At 67.4% G+C, this 24,661-nt stretch carries 18 protein-coding genes and 1 pseudogene; 8 read left to right on the top strand and 11 right to left on the bottom strand.

What is annotated here, in order from left to right; genetic code table 11:
- Window positions 1-166 precede the first annotated feature (166 nt).
- The 4 genes from HLH29_RS10805 to HLH29_RS10790 all read right to left on the bottom strand — a co-directional run bounded on the left by HLH29_RS10805 (window position 167) and on the right by HLH29_RS10790 (window position 7,060).
- Window positions 167-1,660: an ATP-binding protein gene (locus HLH29_RS10805; RefSeq protein ID WP_182966651.1), complete on the bottom strand. Its 1,494-nt coding sequence runs from the start codon at window positions 1,658-1,660 to the stop codon at window positions 167-169.
- Window positions 1,657-2,895, bottom strand: a complete 1,239-nt coding sequence (locus HLH29_RS10800) for a TIGR03862 family flavoprotein (RefSeq protein WP_182966624.1) — start codon at window positions 2,893-2,895, stop codon at window positions 1,657-1,659. Before HLH29_RS10800 ends, HLH29_RS10805 begins: the two co-directional genes overlap by 4 nt.
- A gap of 56 nt (window positions 2,896-2,951) precedes the next feature.
- Window positions 2,952-4,373, bottom strand: coding sequence for an amidohydrolase family protein (locus HLH29_RS10795; RefSeq protein ID WP_182966622.1), 1,422 nt, complete (start codon window positions 4,371-4,373; stop codon window positions 2,952-2,954).
- 272 nt (window positions 4,374-4,645) lie between these two features.
- Window positions 4,646-7,060, bottom strand: coding sequence for a TonB-dependent receptor (locus tag HLH29_RS10790; RefSeq protein WP_246374122.1), 2,415 nt, complete (start codon window positions 7,058-7,060; stop codon window positions 4,646-4,648).
- A gap of 167 nt (window positions 7,061-7,227) precedes the next feature.
- Here HLH29_RS10790 and HLH29_RS19995 point away from each other — a divergent pair, with 167 nt between their 5' ends.
- A complete protein-coding gene (locus HLH29_RS19995) occupies window positions 7,228-7,695 on the top strand; it encodes an Lrp/AsnC ligand binding domain-containing protein (protein ID WP_182966620.1) in 468 nt (155 codons plus the stop codon).
- A gap of 105 nt (window positions 7,696-7,800) precedes the next feature.
- Here the strand turns inward: HLH29_RS19995 and cysE are convergent, their stop codons facing one another.
- Window positions 7,801-8,664, bottom strand: coding sequence for a serine O-acetyltransferase (cysE, locus tag HLH29_RS10780; protein WP_182966618.1), 864 nt, complete (start codon window positions 8,662-8,664; stop codon window positions 7,801-7,803).
- Between the two features lie 245 nt (window positions 8,665-8,909).
- Complete coding sequence (locus HLH29_RS10775; protein WP_408871965.1) at window positions 8,910-10,145, bottom strand: UbiH/UbiF/VisC/COQ6 family ubiquinone biosynthesis hydroxylase; 1,236 nt, start codon at window positions 10,143-10,145, stop codon at window positions 8,910-8,912.
- A gap of 245 nt (window positions 10,146-10,390) precedes the next feature.
- Between HLH29_RS10775 and glnK the strand changes: the two genes are divergently transcribed.
- The 3 genes from glnK to HLH29_RS10760 all read left to right on the top strand — a co-directional run bounded on the left by glnK (window position 10,391) and on the right by HLH29_RS10760 (window position 12,786).
- Window positions 10,391-10,729 carry a P-II family nitrogen regulator gene (glnK, locus tag HLH29_RS10770; protein ID WP_012226274.1) on the top strand — a complete coding sequence of 113 codons (339 nt, stop codon included), beginning with the start codon at window positions 10,391-10,393 and terminating at the stop codon, window positions 10,727-10,729.
- 23 nt (window positions 10,730-10,752) lie between these two features.
- Window positions 10,753-12,105, top strand: a complete 1,353-nt coding sequence (locus HLH29_RS10765; RefSeq protein ID WP_182966647.1) for an ammonium transporter — start codon at window positions 10,753-10,755, stop codon at window positions 12,103-12,105.
- 159 nt (window positions 12,106-12,264) lie between these two features.
- Complete coding sequence (locus tag HLH29_RS10760) at window positions 12,265-12,786, top strand: hypothetical protein (RefSeq protein ID WP_182966614.1); 522 nt, start codon at window positions 12,265-12,267, stop codon at window positions 12,784-12,786.
- Between the two features lie 37 nt (window positions 12,787-12,823).
- Here the strand turns inward: HLH29_RS10760 and HLH29_RS10755 are convergent, their stop codons facing one another.
- Genes HLH29_RS10755 through HLH29_RS10745 form a run of 3 tightly spaced genes read right to left on the bottom strand, consistent with a single transcriptional unit; the run spans window position 12,824 to window position 15,763 of the window.
- Window positions 12,824-13,825, bottom strand: a complete 1,002-nt coding sequence (locus HLH29_RS10755) for a retroviral-like aspartic protease family protein (RefSeq protein WP_182966612.1) — start codon at window positions 13,823-13,825, stop codon at window positions 12,824-12,826.
- Window positions 13,797-14,756, bottom strand: coding sequence for a prolyl aminopeptidase (gene pip / locus HLH29_RS10750; RefSeq protein ID WP_182966610.1), 960 nt, complete (start codon window positions 14,754-14,756; stop codon window positions 13,797-13,799). The genes HLH29_RS10755 and pip overlap by 29 nt, the downstream gene beginning before the upstream one ends.
- Window positions 14,753-15,763, bottom strand: a complete 1,011-nt coding sequence (locus HLH29_RS10745; protein WP_182966608.1) for a tyrosine recombinase XerC — start codon at window positions 15,761-15,763, stop codon at window positions 14,753-14,755. Before HLH29_RS10745 ends, pip begins: the two co-directional genes overlap by 4 nt.
- 69 nt (window positions 15,764-15,832) lie before the next feature.
- On the opposite strand from HLH29_RS10745, the gene HLH29_RS10740 reads away from it, so the two are divergent.
- Window positions 15,833-18,085, top strand: coding sequence for a primosomal protein N' (locus tag HLH29_RS10740; RefSeq protein WP_182966606.1), 2,253 nt, complete (start codon window positions 15,833-15,835; stop codon window positions 18,083-18,085).
- Window positions 18,086-18,387: 302 nt separating this feature from the next.
- Window positions 18,388-19,551 (top strand): L-dopachrome tautomerase-related protein, encoded by a 1,164-nt coding sequence (locus HLH29_RS10735; RefSeq protein ID WP_182966604.1) that lies wholly within the window; start codon window positions 18,388-18,390, stop codon window positions 19,549-19,551.
- A 32-nt stretch (window positions 19,552-19,583) separates the two neighbouring features.
- Here the strand turns inward: HLH29_RS10735 and HLH29_RS19990 are convergent.
- Window positions 19,584-19,734: pseudogene (locus tag HLH29_RS19990) on the bottom strand (PadR family transcriptional regulator); the annotation flags it as partial.
- A 58-nt stretch (window positions 19,735-19,792) separates the two neighbouring features.
- The gene (locus tag HLH29_RS10730; protein WP_182966602.1) at window positions 19,793-20,887 is read right to left on the bottom strand and encodes an NADH:flavin oxidoreductase/NADH oxidase; all 1,095 of its coding nucleotides are present in this window, start codon (window positions 20,885-20,887) and stop codon (window positions 19,793-19,795) included.
- Window positions 20,888-20,978: 91 nt separating this feature from the next.
- Between HLH29_RS10730 and HLH29_RS10725 the strand changes: the two genes are divergently transcribed.
- Window positions 20,979-21,335 carry an ArsR/SmtB family transcription factor gene (locus HLH29_RS10725; RefSeq protein WP_182966600.1) on the top strand — a complete coding sequence of 119 codons (357 nt, stop codon included), beginning with the start codon at window positions 20,979-20,981 and terminating at the stop codon, window positions 21,333-21,335.
- A 269-nt stretch (window positions 21,336-21,604) separates the two neighbouring features.
- Window positions 21,605-24,580 (top strand): two-component regulator propeller domain-containing protein, encoded by a 2,976-nt coding sequence (locus HLH29_RS10720; RefSeq protein ID WP_182966598.1) that lies wholly within the window; start codon window positions 21,605-21,607, stop codon window positions 24,578-24,580.
- Window positions 24,581-24,661 lie beyond the last annotated feature (81 nt).

Below are 24,661 nucleotides of genomic sequence, written 5' to 3'. Positions count from 1 at the left end.
GGATTATGGGACGTCATCGGTCTCATCTCACAAAACTTCATGCCCGCCGAATGCGCAAACTACTTCAGGGCCGCAGGATATGATCCAAACAGATCGGATTAGACTCTAAAACAGGTTTGAAACTTCGAATCTAAAGCGAAACAACGGGGCACCAATTCGGCGCGGATTATGCCGCCTCGTTCGGATCCGAGGGAGCAGTCTCCCATCCCGGCCCGATCACGGCCGCGCTGCGGCGCCCCATGCCGTCCATCCGCAGGACGATGACGTTCTGCTCTTCCAGATAGGTCAGTTGCCTGCGGGCACGGCCGAGCGAATGCGTGCCATAAACGCGCGCGACCGCTGCGTCCGACGGGCAGGGTTCGCCTTCCATCGCGGCGCGCGCGATCAGCAGGAAGATGCTGCGCACATCCTCCGGCAACGGGACGGCCATACGTTCCGCCTGCATCCAGCGGTCGGATTCGGCGGTCTCGGCATCCACACCGGCCCGCGAGGTCGCCAGCAGCCGGCGGAAACGCGGCATGTCCAGCGCCTCGCGGCCCATGCCCTCGATCCGACAGCGGACCAGGAAATCCTGGTACAGCACGGGCGGCGGCCGGAAGCCCGCATCCTCGTCACGCAGGATTTCGGTCAGGATCGCCAGAAAGCGGCGGCGCTGCTCGGCCTTGTCGGCCGGCGTTTCCACCACCGGCGCCTCCGCCTCGGTCTCCACCGCCGCCGAGGCCGCGTGCGCCGCAAGCTGCGCCAGGATATCGGGCGGCGGCGGGGCGGCCGGCCGGAGCGGCCTCGGCAGGCTCTCGCGCTCCGGCAGTCTGGCCAGGATCAGGTCGCGAATATCCTCGGGCGGCGCGGCCGGCGCCATGGGCAGCAGCGACGGGCCGGCGGACCGGCTCTCGGTCTCCACCTCGCCGATGCGCACCGGCACCGGCCGGCGATACAGCGCCGGCCCCAGCGCCACGAAATATCCCCGTTCCAGGTCGCGGAAACTCTCGGCCTGCCGACGCTCCATGCCAAGCAGATCGGCGGCGCGCATCATGTCGATATCGAGGAAGGTACGCCCCATCAGGAAATTCGACGCCTCGGCAGCCACGTTCTTGGCCAGCTTGGCCAGGCGCTGGGTGGCGATCACGCCCGCCAGTCCGCGCTTGCGCCCACGGCACATCAGGTTGGTCATGGCGCCCAGCGAGGCACGCCGCGCCTCGTCCGTCACCTCGCCCGCAGCGGCAGGGGCGAAAAGCTGCGCCTCGTCCACCACCACCAGCACCGGATACCAATATTCGCGCCCGACCTCGAACATCCCGCCCAGGAAGGCCGCCGCGCGGCGCATCTGCACCTCGGCATCCGCGCCTTCCAGGTTCAGCACCACCGAGGCCCGATGCACGCGCATCCGTTCGCCGGCCGCCTGCAACTCGGCCTCGGTATGGGTGGCGCCGTCGATCACCAGATGGCCGAACCGTTCCGCCAGGCTGACGAAATCGCCCTCGGGGTCGATGATCGCCTGCTGCACCAGCGTCGCCGACTGCTCCAGCAGGCGCCGCAGCAGATGGGACTTGCCCGATCCCGAATTGCCCTGCACCAGCAGCCGGGTGGACAGCAGTTCCGCCAGGTCCATGACCGCCGGGCCGCCGCCCCGTATATCTCCAATCGTGATCGAAACCGTCATGGGCATGACGGATACCGTTCCTTGCCCCCCTCCTGCAACCAGTCCAGCACGCCGCGCGCCGCAGCCCGGCCGGTCGCGAAGCAGGCCTGCAACAGATAACCGCCGGTCGGCGCTTCCCAATCCAGCATCTCGCCCGCCACGAACACGCCGGGCAGCGCCCGCAGCATGAAGCGCGCATCCACCGCGTCCGCGCGCACCCCGCCGGCCACGGAGATCGCCCGATCCAGCGAATCGGGCGCCGTCAGCGTCACGGGCACTGCCTTGATCAGGCGCGCCAACGACGCCGCGTCACGCGGCGGCGCGTCCGGCCCCTCGCGCAGCAAGGCCACCGCGACCGGTGGCAGGCGCAGCGCCTTGCGCAGCGTGTTCGACAGGCTCTCCCGCCCCCGCACCCGCGCCAGCCGCTCGGCCACCGCCGCCTCGGTCATATCTGGGCGCAGATCCACCAGCAGCCGCACCTGCCCCTCGGCGGCGATCCGGTCGCGCAGCAGGGCCGACAGGGCATAGACCGCCCCGCCTTCCAGCCCCTGCGCCGTCACCACCGCCTCGCCCCGCACGGTCGGGCCGCCGCCCTCGGGCGTCAGCGCGATGCCGCGTAGCGGCGTGCCGGCGAAACGATCGCGCAACGTGTCGCTCCAGTTGGTGCGAAAGCCGCAATTGGCCGGGCGGAACGGTGCCAGATCCACCCCCTCCCCAGCCAGCCTGCCGGCCCACGCGCCATCGGCACCCAGCCGGGCCCAGCTTGCCCCGCCCAAGGCCAGCACCACCGCGTCGGCGACCAGCACGCGCTCACCCTGCGGCGAGACCACGCGCACCCGTCCCGGCCCGTCCCAACCGGTCCAGTCATGACGCGTCAGGATCGTCACGCCCCGCTCCGCCAGCCGCGCGCCCCATGCCCGCAGCAACGGCGAGGCCTTCATCGCCTGTGGAAACACCCGCCCGCTGCTGCCGACGAAACAGGGCTGGCCCAGCGCCGCCGCCCACGCCCGCAGATCGTCGGGGGAAAATGCCCGCACGGCAGATTCCAACCATGGGCGCGCCGCGCCGTAACGGGTCAGGAACCGGTCCAGCGGTTCGGAATGGGTCAGATTCAGCCCGCCCCGGCCGGCCATCAGCATCTTGCGGCCGATGGTCGGCATGCGCTCCAGCACCGTCACGGCGCATCCGCCGGCGGCCAATGCCTCGGCGGCGGCCAGACCGGCCGGTCCCGCGCCGATCACCACGATATGGGCCATGCTGCTCCTGCTCCCTCGCGCGCTCCCAGCCAACCGGCGCGCGAGGGCAGCCGGAATCAGCGGGTTACCAACGGCCCTTCGGTCCGCGCACCGCGATGCCAGACCTGCTCGATCCTGTCGACCGCATTGATGTCCGCCGCCGGATCGCCCGAGACCACCATCAGGTCGGCCCAGCGGCCCGGCAGCAGAATCCCCCGGTCATCCAGATGCATCAGGGCCGCCGCATTGCCGGTCGCCACCGCCAGCGCCTCCATGGGCGTCAGGCCTGCCGAGACCATCAGCTTCAGTTCGCGATGTTCGGCAAAGCCGGGGATGCGGGTGGCGGACGCGCCGGAATCGGTGCCGAAGCCGATATGGATGCCCGCCCGGTAGAGCGTGACCAGATTGCGCGCGTTCAGGGCCAGCGCCTTCTTCGCCGCCGCCGTCAAGGGGGCGGCCAGGATCTTCGCCCGCCAGGCCGGGTCGGCGAACTGCGCCCGCAGATCGGGATTCAGCCCCGCCGAGAGGAACGGATCGTCCAGCCACTCCGGATGTTCGGCGAAGATGTAATTCGCCTCATCCAGGTCCAGGGTGGCGATGTACCAGGCCCCCTTCTGTTCCATCAGCATGATGAAATCGGTATCGACCGGCTGGTCCCGCACGCCGTGGGCAATGATATCGGTGCCGGCGCTGACCAGCGCCTTGGCATCGGCCAGATCGTGGATATGTGCTGCGACGCGGAGCCCGCGGGCATGGGCCCGTTCGATCACCGCGCGATAAATCGCCGGGTCGATCTTGGGATAGCCCTTGGCCCCCGGAACGCCATTGCGGAAATCGTCCACCCAGATCTTCACCAGATCCGTGCCCTCGTCGGCCATGCGATCGACGGCGGCCTGCGCTTCGGCCACGCTGGTGGGGCGATAGACCTGGTCCGGTCCCAGATGGAACATGCCCTGCGGCGGCACGCCGTCGGGCGCGCCGATTCCCTGATCGACCCCGAACAGGTCGGCACCCGGATTGCGCCCCGCATGCTGTTCCTGCCGCAACTGGTCGAACAGCGGCGATTTGTTCAGGCCCAGCGACACCACGGTCAGCACGCCATAGCGCTCGTACTGCTTCAACTGCGCCAGGATATTGTCACGCGTGTAATTGGCGCTGTCGTTCTTCGTGCCCTTCACCAGCCCGGTATGGCTGTGATCGGAAATCAGGCCCGGCAGGATCGTGCGCCCGGTCAGGTCGACCAGTTTCGCCCCGGGCGCCGCCACCGTGCCCGCGGCCCCCACAGACACGATCCGCCCATCACGGATCAGCAGCGCGCCATCGGCCAATGGTGCCCGGCCGGTGCCATCAATGATCGTCGCATGTTCCAGCAGCACCGGCTGCGCCGCCAGCGCCCCCGATGCGGCGCCTGCCAGCCATGTCCCCAGCGACAGGGCTGCCCAGAATGGAGCCGTCCGGAACCGGATGCACTTCCCGTCAATCCGTGATGCGATCTTCATGTCGGCCGCCCTTTCCTGTCCCTATTCCACTGTCCCGCACAGTGTTCAGTGCGATGGCCGGGATGTCCAGATCGACCGTCTATCATTACACTTGGCCAGGACGACGGGCACCACCTCATTTTTCCATGCGCCGCAAGATTAACGCGCGAGATATCGTCAATGAGGACTTTGGCCTTTAGCCGCCAAAGGGCAATCGCCCTTTGGAAACCCATTCGTGATCAGATCATTGGGGTGCGCGCTGGGGGCGATCCAGCGCGCGGCTCCCGCACTCATCAGAATCGTGCGCGCAACGTTCCGAAGAACTGGCGCGGCGCACCAGCGAACATGGACTGCCGGTCACCCGAAATCGGATTGGCGCCGATCGAGCTGATATATTCCTGATTGAACAGGTTGTAGATGCCAAGGGAGAAATTCAGATCCGCCACATGCGGGACATGCTTGAAATCATACGACGCCGTCAGGTTCGCGTTCCAGTACGGGTCGACCGACGTATCGTTCATGTAGGACAGGTACCGTCGTCCCATGTAATACACGTTGAAGTTCAGCGTCGCGTTCCCGTAGGTATAGGCTACGTTCGACTTGTACATGACGGACGGGTAATTGACTTCAAGCTTGCCCTTCAGATCGTAATAGACCCCCGCATTATAGATTCCCTGACCATAAGTCGAATGATTGTAGCTGATGCTGTTGAAGATTTCCAAATGCGGCAGGGGCCGGACGGTGACTCCGGCATCGATACCCCACATCGCCATCGACCCGACATTCAGGAAGGTCTGGTTGGCGTTGACCAGTGTGCCGCTGGTAATCGGCGCCAGGCGGTTCGAATAATCCGAATGATACAGGTTCAGCACACCATCGACATATTTCGAGTTGTAGCGATAGCCGATCAGGTAATTCCAGGTGCTCTCGGGCTTCAGCGTCTTGCGCAACTGCGAGAAAATGGTCTGGTTGTCGACACCCCAGGCGACCGGTGAATTCCACCCGCCATAGGAATAGGCGCGCATGTCGCGCGACACATCGAAGAACAGCTCATGATGCCGCAGGAACGTCCAGTTCAGGCTGACATGCGGCAGGAAGGCACCCGCCGTCGTCAGGCTGCCGCTGGGCAACGCGCTCTGCCCGGTATAGGTCTCGTTGTTCTCGAACGCGCCGCCCGCCGTCGTGACCAGCAGCGACTTGAACCCGGCATGCAGGCGCAGGCTGGGCATGATGTGCCAGGCATCCTGAAGATAATACTGGAAGGTGTTGGTGTTCATCTGCACGCCATAGCGCGTTGCGAACGAATCCTCGTAGGGGCCGGTGCCCTTGCGCGGCGTGCCCTCGCCCAGAAGGGGCTGGCTGTACAACCGCTGCGAATATGTGAAATCGTTGTTTTCGTACCAGACACCGGATTCCAGGTCATGATGGCCCAGCCGGTATTGCAGCGCCAGCGTGCCGCCGACGCGGCGGAACCACTGGTGGTCGGCCTGCTGGATCATCGGCGCGCCGTTGGGTGACGACACATACGGATTGGTGAATTCATAGTCCCCGCCGGATACCTGCGCGTATAACACGCTCTTCAGCCGCAACCGTGATGTCAGGTCGTAATTCCCGTTCAGCCCGGTCAGATAATTCCGCTGATCCTGCGCGGCATCGTAATACGCAATGTCCGTGGGGCTGGACACCTGATCCCATCCGGCGGGAAAGATGCCCTGCGCGGCCAGATAGGCGCCCTTGTAGTCCGGATAGAAATAATCCGTCCTCGATCCCAGCTTCCGTTTGATCTCCAGGCTGATATTTCCATAATTATACTGGTTGAATTCCGAATAATCGAAAAATCCCGTCAACTGCCCACGCTCGCCCAGGGGCTGAACGAACTTGAAATTCGCCTGCTGTTCGTACTGGTCACCATGGCCCTTCCATTTCTGCGCGTCGGTACGCGCATAGGACGCCATGAATTTCGTGCCGGTTTGGTTCAACACGCCACTGTGGAACCGCCCGAACGTGCGATAGGTGCTGTTGCTGCCGAAGGTCTGCGCGACATCGGCGCCCACCGTGTCGCGCGGGTCCTGCGTGTAATATTGCAGCGCACCGCCCAGGTTCGCGGTCGACGCGACGTCCAGCGCGCCACCGCCCTGGGACATGTCGATCCGCGCGATGTTGTCGGGCGTGACGGCCTCGTTGATATCCAGACCATTCGTGTTGATGAATCCCTGGTCGCCTAGAGGAATTCCATCCAGCGTGACGCCCAACTGGCTCTGGTTATAGCCGCGAATGTAGAGCGAATTGGCATAGGTATCGAGGCCCAGCGCGTCTGCCGTGGCGAAACTGACGCCCGGCGTCGTCGCCCCCAGGACCTGAAGCGGACTGGTTCCCGCCACGAAGCGATTGAGCATCTTGCGCGTGATGGTTTGCTCCATGCCGTGGGACGTCTCGTGCGACCCTACGACTGACAATGCCTCGGCCGAGCGGGGTTCCGCAGTTTGCGCGCTGCGCACGGCCGGCTTTACGGCCGCATGCCGCGCCGGGGCGCGCGTGCCGTGGGCCGGCGCGGGCGTCGGCGGGGCGGCCTGCGCATGAGCATGAGCATCCGGGAGCGCCACAGGTGCCAGCGCCATTGCCCCCAGGGCCGTTGCCAGCATCAGCCGGCGACGGCGGTCGACGGGGCGCGCAACCCCTCCCGCCCGCACGGGGATCGTCGCCTTCAAACCGCAGTCATCAGTTTTTTGCATATCAGACCCTCAAAATATGAGGGCAAAACATATCCAGTCCGTTATGATCGGTGCATTCGTTTTTTCATCAGAATGAAGACGGGTGGCGTTATTGCGGAGGCGAAAATGAACGATTTTTCCATTTTTTCCTGGATCACTGAAAAGTGAAACAGTTTGACATAGACGAAATCGACAAGCGAATCCTGCGGGTTCTCAGCATCGACGGGCGGATTTCGATCACCGACCTGGCGCGCCATGCCGTGACCAGCACCGCAACCTGTTTCCGGCGCGTGCAGCGCCTGACCGAGGACGGCATCATCACCGGCTTCAGGGCCGACGTCGCCCCGACCGCGGTCGGACGAAGCGCGGTCATCGTCATGGGCGTCTGCCTGGACCGACTGAATAAGCTGGCTTTCGCGGAATTCGAAGCCGCGATCCGCGATCACCCGCTGGTCGTCTCGTGCTACCTCGTGTCCGGTGAATTCGATTACCTTGTCACGATCCGGGCGTCGTCGATCGACGAATTCAACGCGATCTATGGCGACTGGCTGGTCTCGCTTCCGGGGATTCGCATGACCAGGACGTTCTTCTCCATGAAGGAGGTCGTCCAGCGGACCTACCTGCATTTCTGACCCGCATTCCAGGCCGGTGCGCTCGGACTTCCGATCCCTGCCGCGAGGACTTGCCCGGCAAACGCGCGCTGGATCGCCGCCAGCGCGCATTTCCGGTCGGGCTTGTCAGATCATGTAGTCGATTGGGGGGAGCATCTGATCCATGGTGAAGGCCGGCAGCGCGCTATGGCGCGTGCCGACCGGGCGCGCCGGATTGCCGACCACGGTGGTGAAGGGCGGTACCGATTCCAGCACGATCGACCCGGCACCGACCTTGGCGCCCTCGCCCAGTTCGATATTGCCCAGGATCTTGGCGCCGGCGCCGATCAGCACCCCGCGCCGCACCTTCGGGTGGCGGTCCCCGACATTCTTGCCGGTGCCGCCCAGCGTCACGCCCTGCAACAGCGACACGTCATCTTCCAGCACCGAGGTCTCGCCGATCACGATCCCCGTTCCATGATCGAACAGGATGCGCCGCCCCAGCCGCGCCGCCGGATGAATATCCACGGCGAACAGTTCCGACGTGCGGCTTTGCAGATGCAGCGCCAGATAGCGCCGGCCGTTGTTCCACAGCCAGTGGGCCACGCGGTAGCTCTGCACCGCATGATAGCCCTTGAAGAACAGGAACGGCGTCGCGTAGTTCGCCGTCGCCGGATCGCGCTCGCGGATCGCCACCAGGTCGGCGGCGGCGGCGGCGGCGATTTGAGGATCGGCGGCGAAGGCCTCGGTCACCAGTTCCGACAGCGCGTCATCGGCCACCGACCGATCGCCCAGCTTGCGCCCGATCAGCGCGGCCAGCCCATTGGCGAAGGTGGCATGATTGCGGATGCCGGTCGCCAGCAACCCACGCACCAGCGGATCGTCACAGCCTTCGCACCCCGCCGCGATATCGGTCCACAACCGTTCCTGGTCGATGGGCAGCAAGGTCGGATCGACCACGGCGCGCGCGCCGCGGGCCGAGGCCAGCGAAGTCGGAGAGAGTTCAGGCATGAAACCGGTCCTGTCAGCGGAAGGAACGATATGGGAACGCACCGTCTCCTTAACCAGAGGCGGTGGAAACAAGTGAATCATCCCAAGCGTGGGCGGACATGTGGGCTGGTGAGCGAGAGCGGCCCGAAAGGGCCGCGCCCGGCGTGCGTTTCCGAGCACCGGAGCGGAGCGGCCTTATCGGCCGTGAGCACCGGAGCACAGGAAACGTGCGTCGGATCGCCACCAGCCGGCATGTCCGCCCACGCTCAGAGGCCCATGGCGTGGCGTACGAAGGCCCGCCGCAGCGCGGGCATCCGATGCACCCCGGCCAGGCCCAGGTCGCGGGCGCGGCGCAGAACGGGATTGTCGTTGCCGAACATCCGCTCCAGCATGTCGGTCGCGGCCAGCATCAGCATGTTGGCGGGCCGGCAACGCGCCTGATAGCGGCGCAGCAGGGAAGGCGCGCCCACATCCTCGCCCCGCGCGTGAGCGGCGATCAGCACATCGCACAGCGCCGCCACGTCGCGGAAGCCCAGGTTCAGCCCCTGCCCGGCGATGGGATGGATGCCGTGGGCCGCATCCCCCACCAGCACCATCCGCGTATCGAAATAACGCTGGGCATATTGCGCGGACAGCGGATAGACCCAGCGCCGCCCGACCGGCGTCACCCGGCCGAGCCAGTCGCCCATGCGGCGCTGGATCTCGTGGGCGAAGGCATCGTGCGGCAGCCCCACCATGCGCTGGGCCAGTGCGTCGCTTTCGGACCAGACGATGGCCGACAGATTCGGATGCTCGGGCGTCGCGGCCATCGGCAGTTGCGCGAACGGCCCGGCGGGCAGGAAATGTTCCAGCGCCCGGTTGTTGTGCGGGTGTTCGTGCGCCACGGCGCAGACGATGCCGCTCTGATGGTATGGCAGGCGGGTGATGCCGATCCGCGCCTGGTCGCGTAGCGCGGACCGCCGCCCCTCGGCCGCCACGACCAGCCGCGCGCCGAATGTCCGGCCCGAGCGGGTCCGCACCCATGCACCTTCTTCCGTGCGGGTCACCGTCACTTCCTCGGGCGCCAGCACCGTGATCAGGTCGTGGGCATACAGCGCCCGATTCAGCGCCACGCGCAATGCCCGTGCCTCGATCATCCAGCCGAAGGGCTGGTCGGCGTCTTCCCGCCCGAATTCGAGGAACAGGGGCGACGGTGCCTCGCCCGGCCGGCCGTCGGAGACGCGGATTTCCTCGATCGGGCAGGCTTCCAGGGGCAGCAGCTCCCACACGCCGGCCTCTTCCAGCAGGCGGCGCGGGCCGGCGGCGATGGCATAGGCGCGACCGTCGAAGGCCGGGTCCTCCATCGGCGGCAGGGAAGCGCGGTCGACAATGGCCACGCGCAGGCCCGCCACCGCCAGCCGGCAGGCCAGCGTGGCGCCGACCGGCCCGGCCCCCACGATGCAGACATCCACATCGTCATGCCCGGCGCCGGTCTGGGAGTGGGACGTCATGCCTGCGGTCATGCCTGTGGTCCTGTGATAGCCGTGCCGGCCCGACGGCCCGCCGACAAGAGTGATCCGTTCGGATGCGCCCGCCCACAATTCAGGCAGATATCGGCGCGCACGAAAGGCGCAAGGCACACCAGACGCCGCGCTCCGTCAACCATCCATGTGGTTGGCACGGTTTTTGTATTGCCCTTATCGCGATTTGGATCATCATTCCGGATCAGGAAACGGATTACCACAATGAAACAAGGAGACGTGGCGCGATGAAGCTTGTCACAGCCATCATCAAGCCCTTCAAGCTCGACGACGTTCGGGAATCCCTGACCCCCCTGGGCATCCAGGGGCTGACCGTCTCGGAAGTGAAGGGATTCGGCCGCCAGAAAGGACAGACCGAAATCTATCGCGGCGCGGAATACCATGTCAGCTTCCTGCCGAAGGTGAAGATCGAGGTCGCGGTATCCGACGACATCGTCGACCAGGTCGTGGACGTGATCCTGCAGTCCGCCCACACCGGCAAGATCGGCGACGGCAAGATCTTCGTCTCCAGCCTCGACAGTGTCATCCGCATCCGCACGCGGGAAACGGGAGAAGACGCGCTGTGAGCACTCCGGGCGCTTATCGCGCAATGCCCCGCCTGCCCGCCGCGGCCCTGGCGGCTGTCTCGCTGGTCGGCCTGTCCACCCCCGCCCTGGCCGCCGACGCCCCGCCCGCGATCGACACGGGCGACACGTCGTGGATGCTGGTCAGCACCGCCCTGGTGCTGATGATGACCATCCCGGGCCTGGCCCTGTTCTATGCCGGCATGGTCCGCCGCAAGAACGTGCTGGCCACGCTGATGCAGTCCTTCGCAATCTGCTGCATCGTCACCATCGTCTGGATGGTGGCCGGCTACAGCCTGGCCTTCGGCACCGGCACCCCCTATATCGGCGACCTGTCGCGCGTCCTGCTCAACGGCATCGGCGCACATATCGCCAAGGGCGCCGATATCGGCTTCACGCTGGGCGCGGGCACCCCCAACGCGGTCACGATGACGATCCCCGAGAGCATCTACATGATGTTCCAGATGACGTTCGCCATCATCACCCCGGCGCTGATCACCGGTGCCTTCGCCGAGCGCATGAAGTTCAGCGCCCTGTGCGTCTTCACCGTCCTGTGGTCGCTGCTGGTCTACTCACCGATCGCCCACTGGGTGTGGAGCCCGCTGGGCTGGGTCGCCGGCCTGGGCGCCATCGATTTCGCGGGCGGCACCGTCGTGCATATCAATGCCGGTATCGCCGGCCTCGTCACGGCCCTGGTGCTGGGCAAGCGCAAGGGTTATGGGCAGGACGATCTGTCGCCCTTCAACCTGACCTACGCCGTCATCGGCGCGTCGCTGCTGTGGGTGGGCTGGTTCGGCTTCAATGCCGGTTCGGCCGTCGGCGCCAACGGCCGCGCGGGCATGGCCATGGCCACGACCCAGATCGCCGCCGCCGCCGCCGGCGTGGGCTGGATGCTGGCCGAATGGGCCCGCAGCGGCAAGCCGACCGTGCTGGGCATCATCTCCGGCGCGGTGGGCGGCCTGGTCGCCATCACGCCGGCGGCGGGCTTCGTCCTGCCGGGCAGCGCGCTGATCATCGGCCTGGTGGCCGGCGTGATCTGCTACTGGTCCGCCACCTCGCTCAAGCACCTGCTGGGCTATGACGACAGCCTGGACGCGTTCGGCGTGCATGGTATCGGCGGCATCATCGGCGCATTGCTGACCGGCGTGTTCGCCTATGGCCCGCTCTCGGCCACCGACGCCAATCCCGGCGGCATCAGCGGCTCGTTCGCGCAGTTCGTCTCTCAGGCCGAGGCCGTGGGCGTCACCATCGTCTGGTGCGCGATCGTCTCGTTCGTGCTGCTGAAGATCATCGATGCCGTCATCGGCCTGCGCGTCAGCCGCGACGACGAGCAGGAAGGGCTGGACATGACCCAGCATGGCGAGCGGATCAATATCTGATCCGTCCGCTCCGCCTTCTCAGGCCGAACCGCGGACGCGGTTCGGCCTTTTTCTTTCCGTATTCAAGTCATGATGTTATGGGATTCCGTCCAGACTGAATGGCCCCGTCGCATGGCGCGGCATCGGGCCATTCCGAAAACGGAAAGGATCGCCCTAGCCATGGCTCTCGCACTTCGCGGCCGAATCGCCGCCGCCCTGCTTCTCGCCTCGCCGGCCATCCCGTTCGCCGCTCCGGCTGCCCACGCCGACAGCCCGGCGCAGGCCTGCTACAAGAAGTTCAATGCCGAGCGGAAAGCCGGCACGATCAAGGGCCAGACCTACAAGGACTTCAAGGCGGCACAGTGCGCGACGGACACGACACCGGCGGCGACCGCTGCCGCACCGGCCGCCACCACGCCCGCCGAGCAGGCGACCCCGTCGGTGACTGCGGCACCGCCGCAGGCGCCGGTCACGCCATCCAAGAATCCGGCCAGCATCGCGGCCACCGCCGCCGCCGGCAGTGCAGTACTGCCCACCGCGCTTTCGCCAAAATATTCCAGCGAAAGCCCCGGCAAGGCCCGCATGCACACCTGCCTGGACCAGTACAACGCCAACAAGGCGACCAACGCCAATGGCGGCCTGAAATGGATCCAGAAGGGCGGCGGCTATTACAGCGTCTGCAATGCCCATCTGAAGGGCTGAACCGGACCGGGCATGGCGGCACATCCCGCCATGCCCGCTATTTTCCCGCCGGCCGCGTGAACATCCGGCCGGTGGCATAGGATATCCAGACATCGTGCCGGGCGAACCAGTCCGCCCCCAGCAGCATGTCCACCCGCTCGCGCAGCGGCGCGACCGTCAGCACGGGTGCGGGCTCCGTTTCCCCCCCCACGCGCAGGCTGGCGAAACGATGCCAGTGATACAGCACCGGCCGGCCGTCGACACCGCTGGTCTCGCCCCCCGGATCGCGTGCCAGGCGCTCTTCCGACGCACCCGCCCGTTCCGCCGCTTCCATCGAGAGAATGCGCGACCGCGCGCCGCTATCGACCAGCGCGGTCAGGGCCTGTCCGTCCAGTTCCACTGTGACCGCCACCCGGTGGCCCTCCCGCCGCAGCGCCACGGTATCGTAGGCTCCGCGCCAGGCCGGTGCCGCGCGACACGCGCCGTCATCCCCCTGCATGCGCCAGAAGGACAACCAGCCGCCCGCGACATCGAATTCCAGCTCGAAGCGCGACAGCACGTCGCCCCCCAGCAGCCCCGCGACCGGCGGCGTGATCATCGGCTGCCCCGGCAACTCGCCCACGGGGGTCGAGAGCGGGCCGAGATCCAGCCCCTGCCCTCTTTCAGGGCCCAGACGCATATTGTCGATCAGGACGTTCGGGACCGTGCTGCCGGCCCCGCCAGTGCCATACAGCACGGTGCGCCGCCCGGAATCGACCGCCAGCCCCAGCGCTTCGGCCACGCGGCCACTGACCAGGCCGCCTTCGGCGCCGGTATCGACCACCAGACTATAGGCGCCCTGCCCGGTCCGGCCGGCAATCGACACCGGCACGGACAAATACCCGCCGTCATCGCGCAACGGCACCCGTGCGACCCGTGTGACGGCACAGGCAACCGGCGCCCGATCCTGCGCCACCCCGGCGGCCGGCGTCAGGCACAGCAGCAGCGCCGCAAACCAGGCCCGCCGGACCGCCGCGCGTCGGGGCGCGCCGTCAGCCGGCGGCAAAACGGTCGGTGGCATCCAGCAGCGCGGTCTGGATGCCCGGTTCCGACACGGCATGGCCGGCATCGTCCACCAGATGAAAATCGGCCTCGGGCCAGGCACGGTGCAGGTCCCATGCCGTGCGCATGGGGGTGGCGACATCGTAACGTCCCTGCACGATCACTGCCGGAATATGACGAATCCGCTCCACATCGCGGATCAGTTGCCCTTCGTCCAGCCAGCCCCCATGGACGAAATAATGGTTCTCGATCCGCGAGAAGGCCAGCGCATACTCCTCGTCGGCATGCTGGGCGGAGAGCGTCGGCGCCGGGCGCAGGGTCAGCGTCTCGCCCTCCCACAGGCTCCAGGCCACGGCGGCCTCGACCCGCACCGCCCGGTCGGGGTCGGTCAGGCGGCGGCGATAGGCCGCCATCATGTCGCCGCGCTCCGCGACTGGAATCGGCGCCTGGAACCGCTCCCATTTATCGGGGAAGAGCCAGGATGCGCCCTCCTGATAATACCAGAGCAGTTCGGACCGCCGCAGCGTGAAGATCCCGCGCAGGATCAGCCCCGTCACCCGGTCGGGATGGGTCTCGGCATAGGCCAGAGCCAGCGTCGATCCCCAGGAGCCGCCGAAGACCAGCCAGCGTTCCATACCGGTCAGCACCCGCAGGCGCTCGATATCCTCCACCAGATGCCAGGTCGTGTTGTTGTCCAGCCCGGCATGCGGCGTCGACCGGCCGCAGCCCCGCTGGTCGAACAGCAGGATGCGGTAGCGCGCGGGATCGAACAGGCGCCGGTGCGACGGCGTGCATCCGCCGCCGGGGCCGCCATGCAGGAACACCACGGGAATCCCGTCCGGATTGCCGCATAATTCCCAATAGACACGGTGCCCTTCGCCGGTGTCCAGAAAGCCGCTGCGAAAGGGCTCGATCGGCGGATAGGGCGCGCGGCCGGCGGCGATGATCATGGCTCGTTCTTTCCCGTTGTTGTTATTGTATCCTCGCCCCGCGACGTGCCGGGCCTTGTGGCGCGCGGATGGGCGCCGGCCCAGACCTGCATCAGCCGCGCCTCGTCCGCCTGCGTATAGCGCTGGGTCGTCGACAGGCTGGCATGGCCCAGCAGATCCTGGATCACGCGCAGGTCCGCGCCCCCTTCCATCAGGTGGGTGGCGAAGGAATGGCGCAGCGCATGGGGGGTCGCATGGTCGGGCAGGCCCGCCATGTCGCGCCACACCCGCATGGCGCGCTGCGCCACCGCCGGCTGCAGCCGGCCGCCCCGCACACCGGGAAACAGCGGCGCGCCAGCCAGCGGTGCGGGGTGCCGTGCCCGCCATTCCGCAAGGGCGCGCGTCACCGCCGACACCATCGGCACCAGCCGCTCCCGGCCGCCCTTGCCGCGGATCAGCAGCGTGCCCCCCGCCGACAGCGCCCGGTCCAGATCCCGGATATCGAGGCCCAGCGCCTCGGAGATACGCAGGCCGCAGCCATAGAGCAGCAGGAACAGCGCCCGGTCGCGCTGTTCGGCCATCGGGCTGGCGGCGACGGCACCCAGCCCGTCCGGCACCTCCAGCGCCTGTTCCGTCGTCAGCGGGCGCGGCAGCGACGCGCGGAAACGGGGGGCGGCCAGAAGGCCGGGCGCCGGATTGGTCACGCCATGGTGCCGCGCCAGATAGCGATAGAACGAGCGCATGGCCGACACCCGCCGGGCCCGGGTCCGCGCCGCGCGATCCGCGCTACCCGCGCGGCGGCCGGCCGCCTGCTGGGCCCCGGCATGTTCCGACGCCAGCCAGGCGCGCAGGTCGGTCAGGGACAGCCGGTCCAGCATCGCCAGATCCACCTCGCCACCCAGATGGGCACCGACAAAAGCCAGAAACCGGTCCAGATCGCCCCGATAAGCGGTGATCGTCAGCAGCGCGGCGCGCTTTTCGTCGCGCATCCAGTCGAGGAACGCATCGCGCAATGCGGCGCCGGTCATGACCGCAGCCGCACGGCGTGCGCCGATCGCGGGACAAGACAGCCGGCGGCCAGGACGATAAAAAACCTCATGGTAAACGCGAGTCTAGACAAACGCCCCCCCGCGCGAAAGCCGGAAAGCGCCGGCCGACCGCGCGTCGCGGTGCTGTTGCCGCTGCCCTTTCCCGGCCCGTTCGACTATGCCGTGCCCCCCGCGCTGGCCGACCTGCAACCGGGCGACATCGTCAGCGTGCCGCTGGGCCGCCGGACCGAAACCGGCGTGGTCTGGGACCCGGCCCCCGCCCTGCCGCCCGAATTCACACCGCCACCGATGAAGCCCGTCGCCGACGGACGGCTGAAACCGGTGCTCACCCGCCTGGACCAGCCGCCCCTGCCCGGCGCGCTGCGCCGTTTCGTCGACTGGGTCGCGGCCTATACGCTCTCGCCGCCGGGCATGGTGCTGGCGATGGCGCTGCGCACCGCGGCCACCACCCCCATCACTCCCGCGACGGGCTGGGCCGCCGCCGAAGCGCCGCCCGACCTGCGCGAAACCCCCGCCCGCCGCCGGGTACTGGACGTTGCCACCAGCGACGGCCCGCTCCCGGGCGCCGAACTGGCGCGGCGCGCAGGTGTTGGGGCCGGCGTCGTGCGCGGACTGGCCGATGCCGGCGCGCTGCGTGCCGTGGTGCTGAAACCCGCCCCCCCATTCGCCACGCCCGCCCCCGCTTATTGCCCGCCGACCCTGGGCGACGGCCAGAGGGAGGCGGCGCAAAGCCTGCGCGACCTCGCCGGCGCGGGCGGCTTCTCCGTCACGCTGCTGGAAGGCGTCACCGGATCGGGCAAGACCGAGATCTATCTGGAAGCCATCGCCGCCTGCCTGGAACGCGGCCGGCAGGTGCTGGTGCTGCTGCCGGAAATCGCCCTGTCGGCGCAATGGACCGGCCGCTTTGCCCGCCGCTTCGGGGCCGAACCCGCGCTCTGGCATTCCGACCTGAGCCCGCGCCTGCGCCGCGTCACCTGGCACGCGGTGGCCGAAGGCAGCGCGCGCGTGGTGGTGGGCGCGCGCTCGGCCCTGTTCCTGCCGTTCGCGGAACTGGGCCTGATCATCGTCGACGAGGAGCATGAAAGCGCCTTCAAGCAGGAAGACGGCGTGACATACCATGCGCGCGACATGGCGGTGGTGCGGGCGCGCATGGACCACGCCCCGATCATCCTGGTTTCCGCCACGCCCAGCCTGGAGACGCTGGCCAATGTCGGCGCCGGCCGCTACCGCCATCTGGCGCTGACCGCACGGCATGGCGGGGCGGCCATGCCCGAGGTGCGCACCGTGGACATGCGCGCCCACCCGCCCGAACGCGGCCTGTTCCTGTCGCCCGTGCTGACCGAGGCCATGCAGGCGACGATGGCGCGCGGCGAACAGGCCATGCTGTTCCTCAACCGTCGCGGCTATGCGCCGCTGACGCTGTGCCGCACCTGCGGCCATCGCCTGCAATGCCCCAACTGCACCGCCTGGCTGGTGGAACATCGCGCGCGCCGGGTGATCACCTGCCATCATTGCGGCTATCAGGAGCCCACCCCCCCCACCTGCCCCTCCTGCCATGCCGAAGCCAGCCTGACCCCGATCGGCCCCGGCGTGGAACGCATCACCGAGGAAGCCCGCGCCACCTTCCCCGACGCCCGCCTGCTGGTCATGGCCAGCGACACGCTGCCCGGCCCGGCGGCGACTGCCGATGCGGTGGCGCAGATCGCCCGGCGCGAGGTCGATCTGGTGATCGGCACCCAGATCGTGGCCAAGGGCTGGCATTTTCCGCACCTCACCCTGGTCGGCGTCGTCGACGCCGATCTGGGGCTGGGCGGCGGCGACCTGCGCGCGGCGGAACGCACGGTGCAGTTGCTGCATCAGGTCGCCGGCCGCGCCGGCCGTGCCGAGGCGCCGGGCACGGTCCTGCTGCAAAGCTATTGCACCGAACACCCGGTGATGCAGGCCCTGGTCTCGGGCGATTTCGCCAGCTTCATGCGGCAGGAAGCCGAGCAGCGCCGCCCCGGCTTCTGGCCCCCGTTCGGGCGCCTGGCAGCGCTGATCGTCAGTGCCGACACGCCGGAAGCCGCCGACGCCACCGCCCGCGCCCTGGGGGCCAGCGCCCCGCGCGGCGAGGGCATGCAGGTCCTGGGCCCGGCGCCGGCCCCTCTGGCCATCCTGCGCGGCCGCCACCGCCGGCGGCTGCTGCTGCGCGCACGACGCGAGATCGCGCTGCAACCGATCGTGCGGCAATGGCTGGAGCGGGTGGCCCCGGAACGCGGCGCGCGGATCGATGTCGATATCGATCCCGTCTCGTTCCTCTAGGAGACTGATGGAAGGCCGAGCCAATCCGAAACCCGCGACCCGGACCAACGGCACACAGGGCCGTCATAGTATATTCAATCCACAATATATATGATTTTTCTCTTGAAAAATAAGCCATTTTTCCAAGAGACGCGACAACGATCAAAGGGTTGCGACTGGCGAGAATATATTCGACATCGAAAGTTGCAACCACCTCCGGTCTGGTGAAGCATGGCCTGCCGACCGGATCGACATTTTCCGCATGAGGTCAGGAGGCACGCCGACACCAGCCGCCCTGAACCCGCACACGGGAGAGATTTCCATTGAATCGTCGCGACCTTTTCGCCGCCGCCGCTGGCGCCACCCTTCTGCCCGTCCTGGCCGGCCCCGCACGCGCCGGCACGGTATCGGGCGATACGGCCCCCACCGGATCGCTGGAAGTCGTTGCCGAATTCTATGGTCCCGGACCGTCCGGGATCGCCGTCACGCCCGATAACCGCATTTTCATCGGCTTTCCCCGCCATGCCGAAAACCACAGCAAAGCGACCCTGGCCGAACTGAAGGGCGACGTGCTGGTCCCCTATCCCGACGCGGCGCTCAGCCTGCCCTCATCCGCCGCGCCGGACCGCAGGCTGATCTCGATCCACGGCATGACGACGGACAGTCGGGGGCGGCTCTGGGCCATCGATGACGGCAAGATCATCGGCCGCCCCATCGCACCGGGTGCGGCGAAGATCATCGGCATCGACCCCGCGACCGACCGGCTGATCGCCAGCGTGGTGCTGAATCCCCCCGCCATGCGGCCCGACAGCCACATGAACGATCTGCGCGTCGACCTGACCCATGGCGCACGCGGCACCGCCTATGTGGCGGATTCCTCGTTCGGCACCTCGCCGGCGCTGGTCGTGGTCGATATCGCCACCGGCCGCCAGCGGCGGGTCCTCGCCGATCATCCGTCGATCCAGGCCGAGAAAGGGTTCCTGACTGTCCTGGAAGGGCGCCCGCTGCGCTACGACCCCAAGCACCCGACCTTCCCGATCGGCGGCGTGGACAGCATCACGCTCAGCCCGGATAGTTCACTGCTCTATTATTCGCCGCTGACCAGCCGCCGTCTCTACAGTATCCCCACGGCGCTGCTGTCGAATTTCGACGCGACGGAGGAACAGCTCGCGGCCGGCGTCACCGACCACGGCGAGAAGGTCATGACCGATGGGCTGGCAACCGATGCCCATGGCCGGATCTATCTGACGGCGAGCGAGCATGATGCGATCATGCGCTGGATACCGGACGGCACGATCGAGGTCGTGGTCCGGGACCCGCGCATCGTCTGGCCGGACGGTATTTTCGCCACCCGTACCCATGTCTATTGCACGTTGGGCCAATGGAACCGCCTTGCGGGCTTCAATGGCGGCAAGGACCTGCGCCAGCCGCCCTATCTGCTGGTGCGCGCACCGATCACGCCCCCGATCCGGGAAGACCAGACCTGAAGAACCTGACCGGACAGGCGTGCGGGCCCCCTTCAGGCGTCCCCGATCTCGCGGGCGGCGGTGTCGAGCAGATTGGCGATCTTCTGTTCGGCTGCGGGGTCGCGGCCCGCCATTGCGCAGGCGAAGACGCAGCGCCGTTTTCAGGTTTTCCATGGCGCGCATCACCGGCACGGGGATGTTCTCCAGCCATGGGCACCGATGCCCCGAAGATGCCGGGCATCGATGCCTTAAAACCCGTCTCTCAGCGGTAGCGGGCGAGCCAGTGCGCATAGGGCGGCGGCAGTACCGACGCCGCATCGTCACGGCCCAGCGCCTTCGCGGCCGCATAAGGCCAGTGCGGATCGGCCAGCAGCGGACGGCCGACCATGACCAGATCCACTTCGCCCTGACGCACCATCGCGTCGGCAAGCTGCGGCGCGCTGCCAGCATTCCAGCTTGTCGCCGTCGGCAGACCCGTCTCGCGCCGGACATGCCCCGCGATCGCGCCCAGGAAACCGGGACCCCACGGAATCTGCGCCATCGGCGTATTGAAGCCGATCGACACATCCACGAAGCCCAGCCCGTCCTCCTTCATCACGCGCAGCATGGTCAGCGCCTCGGCCAGCATCGCGGCATCATCGCCCGCGAATTCGACCACGCCCAGCCGGACCGACAGCGGCAGGGCTTCCGGCCATACCGCGCGCACCGCGCGCAGGGTTTCGACCAGGAAGCGCGCCCGGTTTTCGGCGGAACCGCCATAGGCGTCCGTCCGTTGATTGGCGAAGGGAGAAAAGAAGCTCTGCGCCAGATACCCATGCGCGAAATGCAGCATCAGCCATTTGAACCCGGCCTCACGCGCGCGGATGGCGGCCGATACGAAATCCTGCCGCACCCGTTCGATGTCCCCGATCGCCATCTCGCGCGGCTGGCGCGGCAGGTTTGCGCCGAAGGCCACGGCCGATGGCGCGATCGGCTGCCACGCGCGCGGATCGCCGGGCGGCAGATGGTCGTCGCCTTCCCATGGCCGATTGGCACTGGCCTTGCGCCCTGCATGGGCGATCTGGATACCGGGCACCGATCCGGCCGCGGTGATCGCGCGTGCGATCGGCGCCAGGGCCTCGGCCTGATCGTCGCGCCAGATGCCGACATCGCCGGGCGTGATCCGGCCCTCGGGCGAGACGGCAGCGGCCTCGACCACCACCAGCCCCGCACCGCCCCGGGCCAGCGCGCCCAGATGTCCATAATGCCAGTCGTTCACCACGCCGTCATGGGCCATATACTGGCACATGGGCGAAACGGCGATCCGGTTGCGCAGCGTCACGTCGCCCAGCGTGTATGGCGTAAAGAGATGAGCCATGCCGTGTTCCCTGTCCTTCCGCCCTTCCCCGCGGGGGAAGGACTAGTTCCATTCTTATCGAACAAACGAAATCTTGGGTAGAGTTGGCGCCATGGCAAGAGACGAAAGCGGCTTTTCTCATCCGGATGAGGGGACATTATCCCTGGAGGCGATCTTCCACGCGCTGTCCGACCCTTACCGGCTGCGGATCGTCCGCGCCCTTGCCGCCAGCACCGTCCCCATGAATTGCGGCGACCTGAGCTTCGGCCGCCCGAAATCGAGCATGTCGCACCATTTCCGCATCCTGCGTGCCGCAGGCGTGCTGCACACGACCAGCCAGGGCGTGGAACATATGAACAGGCTGCGCCGCGATATGCTGGACCGGCGCTTCCCCGGCCTGATGGCCGCGATCCTGGGCGAGACCGGTCAGCCCGCCGGGGATCACCCGCGCAGGCTCACGCCCGCCTGAAACAGGGCGCCCTCACCCATCGACATGGCGACCGGACGGGAATGCAAACGCGCACGCGCGATGTGGCCTTGACGCACCTCCCAATGATGGAACATGTGTGCCATGCGGTTAGTGCAGATCCTGGATCTCGTCGGACGCGGAGCCTGAATCCCGATGCGTATCGTGAACGGCGTCCTGAGCTGACGCCGATGGATTCCGGCAAGCCCTCCCCGATGCCACCGTCAGGGTCTCGGAAGCACATCGCCCCCTTTTCGCCTTCCACCGAAAGCGTGGCGCCGTGGCAGGTGCTGATCGTCCTGCTGTGCGGCATGATCGGCCTGCCGCTTCCGGCCCGGGCGGGCCTCCCTCCACCCCCGCTGGCCAACTACGTCATCGATCACTGGACCACGCGGGACGGCCTGCCCCAGAATTCGATCCGCGACATCGCGCAGACGCCGGATGGACGCCTGTGGTTCGCGACATGGGAAGGGCTGGCCTCCTATGACGGCATAGAGTTCACCGTCTATGATCGCGGCAGCCGCGTTCCCCTGCTCGATAACGGGATCGGGACGATCGTCACCGACCCGGCGGGTACCCTGTGGTTCAGCGATTCCCGCGGCAATATCGGCCGGCGGTCGGCCGACGGAAGCTGGCGTCTGTGGCCGCATCCCGCGAACGCCCCCTCGATCATCGTCCAGTCCCTGCAGACCGACCCGACCGGCCGGCTGTGGATGCTCTATGAGGGCTACGGCCTGGGCAGCATGACGGCGGACGGCGCCTTCCGCTATGTCCGGCCGCCCCCGAAATCGCCGCTGCTGAACGTTTATCGCCGGATGGCGTTCGACAGCACCGGCGCGCTCTGGCTGGGCACATATGACGGCGTGGTCGTCCAGGACGCGGAGGGAAAGGTCCACGCCGCACCGGCCGACTGGCGTTTGCCGCCCGGGCTGGCATGGCCCTATCGCGGGCCGGACGGCCGGTTCTGGATCGTCGCGGGCAGCCGGATCTTCCGGATCAGCGAAGCGGGGGCCATCCTGCAATACGACCTGCACGACATCGGGCGCATCACGGCCCTGGTGCAGGACCGGCATGGCGCGCTCTGGGTGGGCACCGAGGATCACGGGCTGTTCAGGCTTTCCTCCTCGGGTATCGAACGCCTGCACGACCACACGGAACCGTCTTCCGGGCGAATCCTCAGCCTGATGGAAGATACCGAGGGCAGTCTCTGGATCGGTTCGAACGGCGGCCTGTATCGCCTGCGCGAGGGCCTGTTCAGCACGCTCACCCGGCAGGATGGCCTGCCCGACGATTTCACCCGCGCAGTGCTGGAAGATCACGACGGCCGGCTATGGATCGGCACGGATACCGGCCTGTCGCGCGAGGGGCCGGACGGCACGATCGGCGCCGTACCCCTGTCCACCGAACACGGCCACCATCCGGCCGTTCTCAGCCTTGCCGAGGGCAAGGACGGCCATATGTGGATCGGCACCTATTCCCAGGGGCTGTACGAACGCCTGCCGGATGGATCGTGCCGCCATTTCGGCACCGCGGAAGGATTGCCGGCCGGCAATATCCGGGCGATCAGCATCGCCGGGGACGGCACGGTCTGGATCGGGACCCAGCATGGCGTCTTCAGCCTTGGCGACGGCACGCTCCGCCCGCTCGACATGCTGGATGCGCCGCACGGCCTGATCACGGCGCTGAGGGCACAGGATGGCGATCTGTGGATCGGCACGCTGGATGGTGTGCGCCATGTGCATGGCGCCTCCATCCGGTCGATCCGCTTCCATGGCCAGCAAGGGGCGCACACGATCTTCGGCTTCACGCCGGTCGGTCAGGACATGTGGTTCGTCAGCGACCGGGGCCTGTACCGCGACCGGGCGGGAACGATCGTGCAGGTCGCGCGCGAACAGGGTCTGCCCGTCGATTCGATCTTCGCCATGCTGCCCGACCGGCAGGACCATGTCTGGCTGACCAGCAATCGCGGCATCATGCGCCTGGCCCTGCCCGATATCGAGGCCGTGGCCGACGGCAGGGCGACACGCGTGTCACTCCTGCATTTCGACGAGGCCGATGGCCTGCTCAGCAGCCAGGCGAGCGGCAGCGCGGCCCCTTCGGCAATCCTGCGCCAGGACGGCACGATCTGGATCGCCACCGCCGTCGGCGTTGCGCATGCCGATCCGGCCCAGGTCCATATGTTCGTCACGCGCCCGCCCCCGCCGCCGGTGGCGCTTGGCTCGCTCGATCTCGACGGCAACCCGCTTCCCGCCCCTTCCGGCGGCGCGCCGGTTCACATTCCGGCGGGTCACGGCCTGACGGTGCGCTATGCGGCACTGAGCTATCTGCTACCGGACCGGATCGTCTATCGTACCATGATCGAAGGCATGGACCCATCCTGGAGCCTTCAGGGCAACACGCGCAGCATCCGGCTGATGGGTCTGCCGCCGGGGTCCTATACGCTACGCGTCTCCGCCGCCCATCCCGGCGGCGCGTGGTCCACCCGCGACATGGACGTGCCCATCGTGGTCGATCCCAGATGGTGGCAGCGTCGGGACGTGTGGATCGGCGCCCTTGCGACCTTGAGTGTGCTGCTGGCCGCGCTCTATCTCGGCATTGCCTATTACTACCGGCGCCAGGCGCATTTCCTGTCGCACATCATCGCGGAACGGACGGGGGAGCTGACGCGGACGGCCGAACGGCTGCAGACCGCCGACCGCGACAAGACCCGCCTGCTCGAACGCCTGCGCCAGCAGGCCGATCTGGCAACGCGCCAGGCCCGGGAAGACCCGCTGACCGGGCTGCCGAACCGCCGGGCCTTCAACGAACAGCTTGCCGCGGCACTGGAGGGGATCATGGCCGGCCAGCCCGATTTCTGCCTGGCCCTGATCGACGCCGACCATTTCAAGCAGATCAACGACCGCCATTCCCACGCCACGGGCGACGAGGTGCTGCAGGGAATCGCGGATGTGCTGCGGGAGTGCATGCGTGCGCCGGACATCGTCGCGCGCATCGGCGGCGAAGAATTCGCGATCCTGATGCCGATGACCACGCTGGAGAATGGCGAAGCCGCCTGCCAGCGCCTGCGCACGGCCTTCCATGAGAAAAAGGACTGGGGCGGCGCACTCGCCCTACAGGTAACCTTCAGCGCCGGCCTCGTCAGTTCCCACCCTAACGAGCCCAGCGCCGCCCTGCTGCTGCAACGGGCGGATACCGCGCTTTATCGGGCCAAGAATACCGGCCGGGACAGAATCTGCGTGGAAGCGTGAGAGGGCCTTGAAAGGCACCCCTGCCACGTAGTCCTGCCTTTCAAGGCAACTGTGCCGTCGGCAAATACGGCGACTTTCGCC

It is taken from the genome of Gluconacetobacter tumulicola (assembly GCF_014174215.1).
GTDB classification, from domain to species: domain Bacteria; phylum Pseudomonadota; class Alphaproteobacteria; order Acetobacterales; family Acetobacteraceae; genus Gluconacetobacter; species Gluconacetobacter tumulicola.
This window is presented reverse-complemented; position numbering and strand designations above follow the sequence as displayed.